General features: G+C 40.7%; 11 protein-coding genes. 4 read left to right on the forward strand and 7 right to left on the reverse strand.

All coding sequences use genetic code 11. The features are described 5' to 3' along the window. Positions 1 to 294: 294 nt before the first annotated feature. On the forward strand, positions 295 to 1,383 hold the full coding sequence (ompA, locus tag PR767_RS17320) for a porin OmpA (protein WP_109911065.1): 1,089 nt from the start codon (positions 295 to 297) through the stop codon (positions 1,381 to 1,383). Positions 1,384 to 1,556: 173 nt separating this feature from the next. Here the strand turns inward: ompA and matP are convergent, their stop codons facing one another. Then, positions 1,557 to 2,024, reverse strand: coding sequence for a macrodomain Ter protein MatP (matP, locus tag PR767_RS17325; RefSeq protein WP_004909648.1), 468 nt, complete (start codon positions 2,022 to 2,024; stop codon positions 1,557 to 1,559). Positions 2,025 to 2,251: 227 nt separating this feature from the next. Between matP and PR767_RS17330 the strand changes: the two genes are divergently transcribed. The 3 genes from PR767_RS17330 (at position 2,252) to fabA (ending at position 4,934) form a co-directional block, all read left to right on the forward strand. Beyond that, complete coding sequence (locus PR767_RS17330) at positions 2,252 to 2,374, forward strand: GhoT/OrtT family toxin (RefSeq protein WP_235148212.1); 123 nt, start codon at positions 2,252 to 2,254, stop codon at positions 2,372 to 2,374. 208 nt (positions 2,375 to 2,582) lie between these two features. Continuing rightward, a complete protein-coding gene (locus PR767_RS17335) occupies positions 2,583 to 4,319 on the forward strand; it encodes a Lon protease family protein (RefSeq protein WP_272520677.1) in 1,737 nt (578 codons plus the stop codon). Between the two features lie 96 nt (positions 4,320 to 4,415). Next, positions 4,416 to 4,934 carry a bifunctional 3-hydroxydecanoyl-ACP dehydratase/trans-2-decenoyl-ACP isomerase gene (gene fabA / locus PR767_RS17340; RefSeq protein ID WP_004909641.1) on the forward strand — a complete coding sequence of 173 codons (519 nt, stop codon included), beginning with the start codon at positions 4,416 to 4,418 and terminating at the stop codon, positions 4,932 to 4,934. Positions 4,935 to 5,063: 129 nt separating this feature from the next. Here fabA and rmf read toward each other — a convergent pair whose 3' ends face one another. The 6 genes from rmf to rlmKL all read right to left on the reverse strand — a co-directional run bounded on the left by rmf (position 5,064) and on the right by rlmKL (position 13,125). Further along, positions 5,064 to 5,234, reverse strand: coding sequence for a ribosome modulation factor (gene rmf, locus PR767_RS17345; protein ID WP_109911062.1), 171 nt, complete (start codon positions 5,232 to 5,234; stop codon positions 5,064 to 5,066). Between the two features lie 358 nt (positions 5,235 to 5,592). Continuing rightward, entirely contained in the window at positions 5,593 to 6,147 is a 555-nt protein-coding gene (gene pqiC, locus PR767_RS17350; protein ID WP_109911061.1) for a membrane integrity-associated transporter subunit PqiC, read from the reverse strand. Then, positions 6,147 to 7,796, reverse strand: coding sequence for an intermembrane transport protein PqiB (pqiB, locus tag PR767_RS17355; protein WP_004909634.1), 1,650 nt, complete (start codon positions 7,794 to 7,796; stop codon positions 6,147 to 6,149). Before pqiB ends, pqiC begins: the two co-directional genes overlap by 1 nt. Continuing rightward, on the reverse strand, positions 7,793 to 9,067 hold the full coding sequence (gene pqiA, locus PR767_RS17360) for a membrane integrity-associated transporter subunit PqiA (RefSeq protein ID WP_004909631.1): 1,275 nt from the start codon (positions 9,065 to 9,067) through the stop codon (positions 7,793 to 7,795). The genes pqiB and pqiA overlap by 4 nt, the downstream gene beginning before the upstream one ends. Before the next feature lie 30 nt (positions 9,068 to 9,097). Continuing rightward, complete coding sequence (locus tag PR767_RS17365; RefSeq protein ID WP_272520678.1) at positions 9,098 to 11,005, reverse strand: ABC transporter ATP-binding protein; 1,908 nt, start codon at positions 11,003 to 11,005, stop codon at positions 9,098 to 9,100. An 11-nt stretch (positions 11,006 to 11,016) separates the two neighbouring features. Continuing rightward, on the reverse strand, positions 11,017 to 13,125 hold the full coding sequence (rlmKL, locus tag PR767_RS17370) for a bifunctional 23S rRNA (guanine(2069)-N(7))-methyltransferase RlmK/23S rRNA (guanine(2445)-N(2))-methyltransferase RlmL (RefSeq protein WP_117162072.1): 2,109 nt from the start codon (positions 13,123 to 13,125) through the stop codon (positions 11,017 to 11,019). Positions 13,126 to 13,164: the final 39 nt, after the last annotated feature.

Consider the following 13,164-nt stretch of genomic DNA (forward strand, 5'->3'; position numbering starts at 1 on the left):
TTAAAAGTATTGTAGATCAATCAGATAGATAAAAAATAATCATTACGAAAAATATACATATCTCTCTGATTTATACACTAAAAAAATACTTTTTTTAACGATTATTGCTCACTCTACTTGTATCTTTTTAAGTTCGTTGTAGACTTTAGCTTGTTCGGCTTATGGCATTATTTTTTTACTTTTATTATTTTTTTGTAGATAATGTCTGCGAAACCTAGCAAGTAAATTAAACCAATGGCATATAATAAGGCTCAGCGAAGCCAAGCCAATATTGGATGATAACGAGGCGTAAAAATGAAAAAAACAGCTATCGCAGTAGCAGTGGCAGTAGCAGCTTTTGCAACCGTTGCACAAGCAGCTCCAAAAGATAACACTTGGTATACCGGTGCTAAATTAGGTTGGTCTCACTATGAAGACACTAGCCTGAACCCAGCAAAAACTGGTACAGACTATGCAGGTTGGGGCACTGTTGGTAACAGCACTGACCGTGACACAATCGGTGCAGGTGCCTACGCTGGTTACCAATATAACCAATACTTAGGCTTTGAGCTAGGCTACGATTGGTTCGGTAAAATGAAATACAAAGGCGCTGGTAACAGCGGTGACCTGAAATCTATGGGTGTTTCATTAACTACCAAATTAAGCTATCCAATCATTGATGACTTAGACGTTTACACTCGTTTAGGTGGTATGGTTTACCGTACTGAAGCTAAAGCTCACCAAAATGGCGAACGTTTCAAAGAAACTGACACTGGCGTTGCACCTGTATACGCATTGGGTCTTGAGTACGCAATCACTCCAGAGTGGGCGACTCGTTTAGACTACCAATGGGTTAGCAACTTAGGTGACAAAGACAATATCGGTACTCGTCCAGACAACGGCATGCTGAGTGTTGGTGTTGCTTACCGTTTCGGTCAAGCTGATGCTCCAGTTGTTGCTCCAGCTCCAGTTGTAGCTCCTGCTCCAGTTGTTGAAAACAAACGTTTTACTCTGCGTTCAGACGTTCTGTTTAACTTCAACAAAGCAAGCCTGAAACCAGAAGGTCAAGAAGCTCTGAATGAGCTGTACAATGAACTTAGCAGCATCGACCCAACTCAAGGTCGCGTACTGGTAGTTGGTTTCACTGACCGTATCGGTTCACAAAACTACAACCTGCCACTGTCACAAAAACGTGCTCAGTCTGTAGTTGACTACTTAGTTGCTAAAGGCGTTCCAGCTAGCGCAATCGCTGCAGAAGGCCGTGGTAAAGAAGATCCAGTAACTGGTAACAAATGTGACGATGTTAAAGGCCGTGCTGCTCTGATCGAGTGTTTAGCACCAGACCGTCGCGTTGAAATCGAAATCCAAGGTACAACTGAAGTTGTAACTCAACCAGGTGCTTAATTCTTAGCCCTAGTTTAAATTTCGAACTGAACATAAAAACCCCAATTAATATTGGGGTTTTTTTTTACTATTAGAATAATAGGAACGATATAAAAATTCACTTTAAAATAAATATCTCGTAATAAAAGCATACTACTTGAATACATACAACAGTAATGAGCCGCGGACCTTTGTTAATTATCCTTTTCCTTTGACGTCCCGAGGATCGCTTGTAAATCTTGCTTTAATGAGCTCATCTGGCTTTCGTATTTATCTTTATGTTCCGCATCTTCAATCAACTGAATAATAGTTTCAGACAACGTTTTATTACGCTTCACTGCAAGATTAGACAAACGCTGCCACACCGAAAAATTTAAATCTATTGATTTCTTACGTGTATGGGGATGCTCTGCATTAAAATGACGTTTACGCCTCGCTCGAATACTCTGTTTCATTCGATTATCAAGCTCAGGATTCATATGCAAAGTGATCCACTTTAGTACATCAATCGGTCTATTTTCCATTTTTAGCAGCAAGTCTATCGCTTCTTTTTCTGCGCTTCTTTCTATATAACGGGTAATAGCTTCACCACCTCTTGCTTTATTGACGAGGTATTCCCATTTCCAGCCACATTCAAGATTTTCAAGCTGCTGATATTTCATAATTTTTCCTGAAGAAAATTGAACCTATCTTTATATTAGCAAGATTATAAACAAAATACTCAAGCAGATATTCGATTTAGTAGAATATTCACTTTTTCAGTAAAGAAGACAACCTACCCTTGTGAAAATAGTGTACAATCTGCCCCTATCTGTTAACAAATTAATAAAACTGCATGTCCACATTTGAATACATACTCGTCATCTATGGGATTGGCGGAGTATGCGCAATGCTATTTACCTTACTCGTTACAAAAGACCCGAACTGTTTTATGCGTTTATTGAGCGCCATACTTATTGGCTTAACTTGGCCAATGACACTACCTATTGTGTTCATGTTTTCGTTATTCTAGTCGATAATTCAACAATTATTGCTGCAAGATTGCCTATCAAAGGCTAATATAACAGGCTTGCCCATTGGGTAATGAATTAGCCTGAATTTTGTTTATAAAACAAACAATGTTATTTAGCAAATTTATTAAATAAACCTTGTTCAGGCATATACGCCCAGCTTATTGGCAGGCATTTTATTTATAACCCTATTAATAGCAGATAATTATAGTGATCAGTCAAGAACTAACATGGCAAGGCCTAATTCCTAACTTATCGTCATTTCAGACGAAATTTGTATCTTCAGAAACGTTGCCCCCTGCAATTTTGTCAGACATTCAGCCTAGGCTGTCTGATGGCATACAACATTTTGTTGATGAATTTGCCCAAACGCGCTTTATGTTTATCAAGTCTGATGAAAGTGAGGCATATCTTAGCCTTTATGCTAATGCAATTGCCCCCCTGCTAGCAGAGATCAACGCCATTGATGGTGATTATCAGTTATCTGAAGATAACCGACTTTTTCAGTGGAAAAATGGTGTTAAAAGCCGTTTTTCTTCTCGTGAAAAAATCGCTTACCGTAATTGGATAGAACCTGAACAATTATTCGGCTATGTCACCCCGTCCTTGAATTTAGTGCCTGGCTTACTTCATCAAATCAATGGCGGCATATTAGTTATCGCAGCTAGTGCATTAATTAGCCAGCCTTTAATGTGGGCTCGCCTAAAAAATATGGTTAACCGTCAACAACTTGAATGGTTACCTTATTCTGAAAATCAACCTTTACCAATTGAAATTGAGCCACAGCCCTTAGAACTTAAAATTATTATTGTTGGTGACCGACTCGCTTTAGAAGAATTTGAATTTACAGCACCGGAGTTATTTAGCTGCGCTATTTATGGCGAATATGAGCCTGTTATGTTCTTCGAGGATGAAGAGCAATTGGCCTTATGGATGCGTTACATAAAATCCATTATTGATTCGAATAAATTACCGAATATTTCGCCTGATGGTTGGCTTCCCTTTATCCAACAAGCTGTACGTTACTGTGAAGATAAATTTAATCTTCCTCTTGATATTCTTTGGTTAGTTCGATCTCTTGTCGATGCCAGCCATTACCATGTTAACCATTTGCTTACTCAAGAGTCATTTAATCAAGCAAATGAAAATCGCCAATGGCGCCACAGTTTTCTTGCTGAACGTACTCAAGATGATATTTTACAAGAACAAATCTTTGTTAAAACCGAAGGCGAAGTCATCGGGCAAGTTAATGGTTTGTCTGTTTTGCAATACCCGGGGCACCCAGATGCCATTGGCGAACCTTCGCGAATCACCTGTGTTGCGCATTTAGGTGATGGTGAATTTACAGATGTAGAACGTAAAGCCGAACTAGGCGGTAATATTCATGCCAAAGGTATGATGATCATGCAAGCCTATTTAAATTACGAGCTTAAATTAGAACAACCTCAGCCTTTTTCCGCCTCTATCGTCTTTGAGCAATCCTATGGTGAAGTTGATGGTGATAGCGCATCGCTCGCAGAGCTGTGTGCTTTAATTAGTGCATTAGCTCTACAACCTATTGATCAGCAAATTGCCATCACCGGTGCTGTTGACCAATTTGGTTATGTCCAACCTATTGGTGGGGTAAATGAGAAAATTGAAGGCTTCTTCGATATCTGTGAAAAACGAGGATTAACTGGTAGTCAAGGTGTCATCATCCCAATGGCAAATGTGCGCCATTTATGCACCAAGTCGGCTGTCGTTGAAGCGGTACAAAAAGGTCAATTCCATATTTGGCCTGTTGAACATGTTGCCCAAGCCATTACTTTACTCACTAAGCAGCCTTACTTTGAACAACAAGCTGAAGAGGAAAATGTACACCTGTTAGCTTTAATTCAAGAACGAATCAACCAAGCAAACTCACCTGATAAAGCTAGACTCCCTTGGTTCTTAAAATGGATGAGTTGAGTAAAGATTGCGTAAAAAATAGCAGATCGGAGTTGTTCAGCGTACAAGTGTACGCTATCCTGTAGCCCTACACATAATAAAGGCTATCTTAAGAACATGGTTGAGAAACGCGGATCCTACACAAAAGATGATTTAATTGCTTCTGGTAAAGGCGAGTTATTTGGAGAAAATGGTCCTCCATTGCCATCAGGAAACATGTTGATGATGGATCGTATCGTCAGTATGACTGAAGATGGCGGTACATTTAACAAAGGTTATGTGGAAGCTGAACTGGATATTAATCCGGACCTTTGGTTCTTTGGCTGCCACTTTACAAACGACCCTGTCATGCCAGGCTGTTTAGGCCTTGATGCAATGTGGCAGTTAGTTGGCTTCTACCTTGGCTGGCTCGGTGGTGAAGGTAAAGGGCGTGCGTTAGGCGTTGGCGAAGTTAAATTTACTGGCCAAGTTCTCCCTACCGCGAAAAAAGTCACTTATCGCATCAGCTTTAAACGCGTGATCAACCGTAAACTGATTATGGGTTTAGCAGACGGTGAAGTATTAGTTGATGGTAAATTAATTTATACTGCAACAGACTTAAAAGTGGGTCTTTTTAAAGACACGAGCGCATTCTAAGCTTTGAAATGCAAACCTCCGCAATGGCGGAGGTTCTTAAATTGATTGATCTCTTTAACTTGAAAACCCAAAGATACGCAAGAAAATCAGTACAGGCTATTTAACCTAAAGGATCAAAGAATATGGGGATTATACTACCGCTACGGTTCGGTCCTCCATCGCCTTTCGCCAACCACCTAGCCAATGCGACCGAGCATCTACTGCTTGATATGGGCACATCTCTTTAGAACGCCCCGCTAAACCAGCTTGATAACCTCTTGATAAAGCTCTTTCTAAACGGTCTCGCTTCTGTCTTTTCATGCCTTACTTCCCTCATCATTTAAATGGAAAAGAAAACAGCACCTACTATTTTTTAATAGGTACTCTATAGAAATAGCGCCCGTTGATAAAAAAATCAAGTAAAGATTTTCATATATTTGTCATAAATAGCATAAGTGTGACTTGTATGTGACAATTAGCATAACTCATTGATTTAAATTAAAAATAAAAACATTCTTTTATTTATCATAATATTAGCGAATAAAAGAAGTTATTGTTCACTAATATATAAATTAAAAGAATATCTATATTTGATAAAAATAATAATGCACCTGAAATATATAAAACTACATATATTCAAGGTGCATTTAATATAATTTACTTAAATAGTTGCCAATAACTAGTATTTATCTATTTCTTTCGCAATACTCTCAGCCACTTGCTGCCACCCCATCGATAACGTACGGACTAACTCTGGATAGCCATCTTCATTTTGATCTAACTGTACATCAAAATTACGGCGGATCACGTTGTTATCATGAGAGTAAGTCCAGAAACCTTGCACTAATACTTTCCCGTCATACCGCCCATTAAAGGCCGTTAAAGTGATATCAAGTGTATCCGGTGAGTTCTGTAATGGCTGCAACGATACCAATTTTTCAGGTAATGCTGCAGATAATTCACTCACCATCGACTGCCCAAGTTGTTGCTCTAATGGGCTAGCCCATAAGTGGGTACTTGCATTGGTATAACTGACATCTGTCGTTTGGTAGGTAATACCATTTGACGTCAGTACATCCGATAACATAATACGCTGCAACCATACTTGGCCTTTATCCATCACCTCGGCAGATTGTATCTGAGGAGTTTTCATTGGCAATTGGTAGTACTTTTTCTCTGGGGTACTACTACAAGCCGCCAATAACAAAACAAATATCGATAATAAATATCTCATTATTTTTTCACTCCTTTAGGCTCAACATCCTTCGTGGGTTCAGCTTCAAAAACTAGTGCATTACTCTTATTATTCAAGGTACGTAAAAGTGGCTGAACTTCTCTCAATACTTGGTCTAAACGCTGCATGTTATCCACCATTTTATTATAAGCTGGTGAACCAGGTTGGAAACCTTGCATTGCTCGGTTCATTTCTTGCAGTGTTTTTTGCAAGTCATGAGGTAAATTCTGGAACTCTTTACTCGCCATCACTTTGTTAAGCTGTGCTAACATAGCATTAGCCTCTTTAACAACTTTCTGCCCTTCTGCCAATGTTTGTGTGGTTTGATTAAGCATCGGTTCAATTGGCATATTGTTAATTTTATCTAACACTGCAATGACTTTTTGTTGAATTTGCGCTAACCCTGCACTGGTTGTTGGGATAATTTTATAGCCAGCAACCACCATTGGGCCTTTATAAGGCTCTGCATTTTGCACAAAATCCAAGTCAACAAATAATGCGCCAGTTAGTAAATTTCCTGATTTTAATGATGCTCTCAAGCCATCTTTCAATGCTAAATTTAATTCATTTTTTAAATTAAAATTCTTGCCAACATCTTTAGAGAAACGTTCTGGCTCAATATGAATCAAAACAGGAATTCTAAAGTCATTATCCAGAGATTGGTCTAAACCTTCCGTATAAAAAGGCACTTGTGCAACAGTACCTAAACGAATACCCCGGAACTCGACCGGCGCGCCTGGTTGCAAGCCTCGCACTGAGTCGGAGAAAAATAAGACAAAATCTTGATACTGTGTATACAAAGAGTTTTGAATACTGCTTTGGTTGTCAAACAGTTGAAATTCCGTATTTTCCTTCACATTTGCACCTGGAACCCATCCCGTTGGAACATCAAAACTCACACCACCAGTAAGCAGTGTAGCAATTGAGCCCATTTCAACGTGAACACCTTGGGATGACATATCAAAAGCAATACCACTGTCTTTCCAGAAACGTACATTTGAACTAATTAATTTATCATACGGCGCATTGATAAATAATTGGTAGCGCATATCACGCTTATCCATATCAAAGTTGCTAGTTTCAACAGAACCGACTCGGTAACCACGGAATAATACAGGGTCACCTGGGTTTAATTGCCCTGCTTTATCACTCACCAGTACCACACGAATGCCCTTAGCATCTGGTGATGCAAGAGGAGGGGTATCCAACAGAGTGAACTCGAAATGCTCTTTTGCCGCTAACCCCGGTTGAAGCTCAATATAAGCACCTGAAAGTAATGTGCCCAGCCCAGTGACACCATCACGACCGATTGTCGGTTTTACAATCCAAAACGCGGAATCGGTACGTAGCAATTCTTTCATTTCATTGTTCAAGCGCGCTTTAATGATCACTCGACTAAAATTATCATCGAGTGTCACGCTTTCCACAACGCCAATATCAACGCTGCGACTTTTAATTTTCGTTTTACCCGCTTCTATTCCTTCAGCATTGTAAGTGATTAATGTCACTTCTGGGCCTTGGTTGCTAAAGTGGTAAAATAAGACCCAAGCACCAAGCAAGAGCGTCACTATTGGGATCACCCATACAGGCGACCAACTTTTTAGCTTGCTAATTTTGGCATTGGCCTGTGGTGTTTCTTTATCAGTCACCCGATGACTCCTTCTTGTTCAACAGTATTTACTGCATTTTTTCTTTCACAGCGATCCCATGTTAATCTAGGGTCAAAGGTCATCGCTGCAAACATTGTGAGAATAACAACCACACCAAAGAAAATAATCCCCATCGCAGGGACAATATTCATCAATTGCCCCATTTGAACCAAAGAGGCTAAAATAGTGATAACAAACACATCTATCATTGACCAACGGCCGACATACTCCACCAGCTCATAAATAAAGTGCATACGATGCGGGTCGCGATTACCGTACCCTTTAGAATCTAGGCAAAGCCACGCAATTCCTATCATTTTCAATGTAGGTACCATGATACTGGCCACAAAAATCACCATGGCAACAGGATATGACCCGTCTTCCCACAACAAAATCACACCATCAATAATCGTCGAATTTAGTGCCGTTCCCAATGTATTAGTAGTCATCATTGGCAACACATTAGCAGGGATATACAACATAATTGATGTGACTAAAAGCGCCAAAGTCCATTGTAAACTTTGGTTTTTTCGTACACTACCATGGGAGTGACAACGTGGACATTTTGATTGTTCGGCAGGTAAAATCGCCGTACACACTAGGCATAAACGTACATCTTGCTTAATACCTGTCTGGCCCACGATTAACCGCCTATCTAGCTTCGGAGCCGCTTCAATTCGGTTCCACAGCCAATGGCGATCTAAGCATTGAAAAGCCCTTACTTGTAGCATGCAATACGCGCAATAAGGTAAAAAGCTTAACCCGATGCCAATATCACCGTAAGCTATCAATTTAACAAAACTGACTAAGACCCCCGCTAAAAAAATCTCAGCCATACACCACGCTTTCATTTGGAACAAAATGCGGGTTATCACCACTTTGATACTTTTAGGAATATGAACTTGTAACCCTAAAAGAATAATTGTGATCATGCAAAATGCAGGAATAATCAATGAAAAAAATAGAAAAAAGAGTGCCAGACCGCTATAACGTGTGGTTGCTATAATTTCAATTATTTGAAATAACGAAATTTCATTTTCAATCCCCGCGGCCCCCATCTTAACAAAGGGGAATAAGCAGGCAACAAACAGCATAATTAATGCACTGAAGGCATATGCTGCTGGCTGCTTATACGGATATCGCCACTTTGAGACCAATGTGGTCTCGCAGCGTGGACACGTTGCCTTGCTCCCTTGCTCCAATTCAGGGACTGCAACCAACATGTCACACTGAGGACAAAGTACATGTTCATGAGACTCATGGTTGCACAAAGTGTATTTGCTCCTTTAATTAAAACGTAATTAGCCGTTTTTCAGCAATTCAAGCTCTTGCCAACGGTCAAACGCTTGCTCTAACTCAGCTTCTTTTGCCGCTAACTGACTCAGCGTTTTTTCTGTTACATCATGTGGTTGGTTGAAAAAATCAGCATCACCAACTTGAGCTTGCAGCGCTTCAATTTCACTTTCAAGTTGTTCCAATTTTGCTGGTAATTGTTCCAATTCACGTAATAAATTGTAACTGAGCTTATTTGAACGTTTTACCGTTTCTTTCGATTTCGTCTGCTTATCTTGGCTAGCCACTTTACCCGTTTGTTCTGCTTTCAAACTCACGGTTTGTGCTTTTTGCTGTTGAGCATCGTAATACCCACCAGCAAAACGGCTAATAACCCCATTACCTTCGAAGATCCAGCACTCTGTCACGCTGTTATCGACAAATTCTCGGTCATGGCTAACCAGTAAAACCGTTCCTTGGTAACCATCAACTAATTCTTCAAGTAACTCTAAAGTTTCGACATCAAGGTCGTTAGTCGGTTCATCGAGGATCAATAAGTTACTTGGTTTTAGGAATAAACGCGCGAGCAGTAACCGGTTACGCTCACCGCCTGAAAGTGCTCGAACAGGTGTCATCGCACGTTTTGGTGGGAACATAAAATCTTGCAAATAGCCTAGAACATGGCGTGGCTTACCATTTACCATGACTTCTTGTTTGCCTTCTGCCAAGTTATCCATCACGGTTTTATCTGGGTCTAATGCCGCACGATGCTGGTCGAAATAAGCAACTTCCAACTTAGTACCACAATGCACTCGTCCGCTGTCTGCTTGTAAATCCCCTAGCATTAAGCGCAACAATGTTGTTTTACCACAACCATTTGGCCCAACTAAAGCGATTTTATCACCACGTAATACTTGAGCTGAAAAATCTTTTACCAGTACTTTATTATCAATCTGGTAATTCACATTTTCCATTTCAAATACAATTTTGCCAGAACGAGCTGCTTCACCGACTTGCATTTTCGCTGTGCCCATCACCTCACGACGCTCTGAACGCTCTACGCGTAGCGCTTTCAGTGCACGAACACGCCCTTCATTACGAGTACGACGCGCTTTAATACCTTGGCGGATCCACGTCTCTTCTTGGGCTAATTTACGGTCGAATTCTGCATTTTGCATCTCTTCAACACGCAAAGCTTCTTCTTTGTTCACCAAGTAGTCATCATAATTACCCGGCCAAGAAGACAATTGCCCACGGTCTAAATCAATAATACGGGTTGCCATATTGCGGATAAATGAACGGTCATGGGAAATAAATACGATACTACCTTGGAAATCTTTTAAGAAATTTTCCAGCCAAAGAATTGTTTCAATATCTAAGTGGTTGGTTGGCTCATCTAAAAATAATACTCTCGGGTTACTCACTAACGCACGGCCCAAAGCCGCTTTACGTAACCAACCACCTGATAATGAAGACAGTTCTGCATCCGCAGGTAAACCGAGTTTTTTCAGGACATCACTGATACGAGAGTCTAATAACCATAAATTACGGTTATCCAACACCTCTTGCAATTCAGCTAATTTATTTAAATTTTTCTCGCTCGGGTCAGTTTCGACCTCTTTCGCAACATGGTGATAATCTTTGAGGTACTGAGCTTGTTCTGCAACGCCTTCAGCCACAAAATCAAAAATAGTGCCTTCAATATTACGCGGTGGATCTTGCTGTAAGCGAGCAACAATCAAGTCTTGCTCGTAAATTAACTGGCCATCATCCAACGGCTGCTCTTTCGTTAACACTCGCATTAATGTCGATTTACCCGCACCATTGCGACCAACTAAACACACACGTTCGTTATCTTCGATATGAATTTCGGTATTATCCAGTAATGGGGCATCACTAAAGGAAAGGTATGCACCCGACAAATTAATTAAAGCCATTGATTCTATCCTTACTCTGCGTGGCTAATTAACCAGCAGTTATGTATTTGACGGTTACGAGCAAAATCTTCTGACAGTGTTTTAGCTGTGATTTCTTGTGCTTGTAATCCTAATTCTTTAATTGCTTCAAGATCCATTTTGAAACCGCGTTTGTTATTAGAAAACATCACGGTTCCACCACGGCGCAATAACCGTTTTAGATGGGTAATCAATTGGATATGATCCCGTTGTACATCAAATGTACCATCCATGCGTTTTGAATTTGAAAATGTTGGCGGATCAATAAAGATCAAATCAAATTGCTCCCGGCTATTTGCCAGCCAACTCAAGCAATCCGCTTGAATTAAACGATGCTGACGACCTGTTAGCCCATTCGCTTGTAGGTTTTTTTCAGCCCACTCAAGATAAGTACGTGACATATCGACGGAAGTGGTGCTTTTCGCGCCACCAAGCCCTGCATGCACAGTGGCAGTACCGGTATAACAGAACAAGTTTAGGAAATCCGCATCTTTACTCATTTGGCCTAACATTTTACGGGCAATACGATGGTCAAGGAATAACCCCGTATCTAGATAGTCCGTCAAATTCACCAACATTTTTGCATTGTATTCTTGTACTAAAAAGAAATCGTCTTTTTGGGCTAATTTCTCATATTGCTGCTTACCTTTTTGGCGCTGGCGTGTTTTTAACACTAGCTGATTCGATGTTAGTTCTAGCACATTCATTGTTGCAGTGATCACATCAAATAAGCGTTGACGCGCTTTGCGTTCATCAACGGTTTTTGGTGGTGCATATTCTTGAATCACCACTTTATCGCCATAAATATCAACCGCAACATTGTATTCAGGTAAATCCGCATCATAAACACGGTAACTATCAATACCTTGTTGTTTTGCCCATTTATTTAATTTCTTGATATTTTTACGTAAACGATTTGCAAAATCAGGTGAAATTTCCGCGATAGTTTCTGACGGTGTAGCCGCTAATTGATAATTCTTTTGAATGCAATCTAAAGGACCATTCTTGGCCTTAAATTCACGCTCTGAACGCAGTTGCAAACAGCTAAGTAACTCAGGAGAAGCACTAAAAATCGATAAACGCCACCCAGGGAAGCGAGCCTTCACGATACGCCCTAATTGGCTATGTAGCGCAATTAAAGCAGGCTCACTTTCTAAACGCTCACCATAAGGCGGGTTACTGATAATTGTTCCTATCGTATCGGTGTTAACTGGGTTTTCCAATGCTGCGGCATCACCTTGCTTAAAGGTGATTAAGTCTTGTAACCCTGCACGGCGCGCGTTCGCACGAGCCATTTCAAGTACACGCTTATCAATATCAAAACCATAAAAACGTGATGTCGTCTCTTTCAAACCTTGGCGGAAACGAACTTGCGCTTCTGTGGTTAATTCACGCCAAAGTTCCGCGTTAAATTTCGACCATGCATAAAAGCCCCAATGAGTACGGTGTAATCCCGGGGCTTTATCTGTTGCCATCATTGCAGCTTCAATTAACAGTGTTCCTGAACCGCACATCGGATCGACCAATGGTGTACCTTGTTGCCAACCAGAACGGTTAATAATTGCTGCTGCCAGTGTCTCTTTTAAGGGCGCTTGGCCTGCCAAATCACGGTAGCCACGTATATGTAGCGAGTCACCACTTAAATCGAGTGCCACACTGGCTCTTTCTTTATTAAGGTAGACGTTGATACGAATATCTGCTTGCTGGCGAGCGACATCAGGGCGCTGATCAAGCTTACGTACGAAGCTGTCTACGATAGCATCTTTAACTTTCAATGCACCGTATTGGCTGTTGCGAATTTCTTCGTTAGTCCCTGTAAAATGAACAACAAAGGTATCATTGACGGAGAAAATCTCACTCCAGTCGATAGCTTGCACACCAAGATACAAATCTAAGTCACTGTAGACGTCAAAATCATTCAGTGGCAATAAAATACGCGATGCCAGCCGACTCCACAGTAGGCTTTGGTACATAACACGTTCGTCGGCCTGAAAATAGACACCCCCCTGGGCCACTTTGCATTGGCTAGCGCCAAGCGATTCTAATTCCGTTTTCAGTAGTTCTTCAAGGCCGCGAGCTGTGCTGGCAAACAGAGAATTCATAGTATTTATTACCAATTTGGATGAAAAATTGTTGCGCAT

This window comes from Providencia sp. PROV223 (genome assembly GCF_028479245.1).
Lineage (GTDB): Bacteria > Pseudomonadota > Gammaproteobacteria > Enterobacterales > Enterobacteriaceae > Providencia > Providencia rettgeri.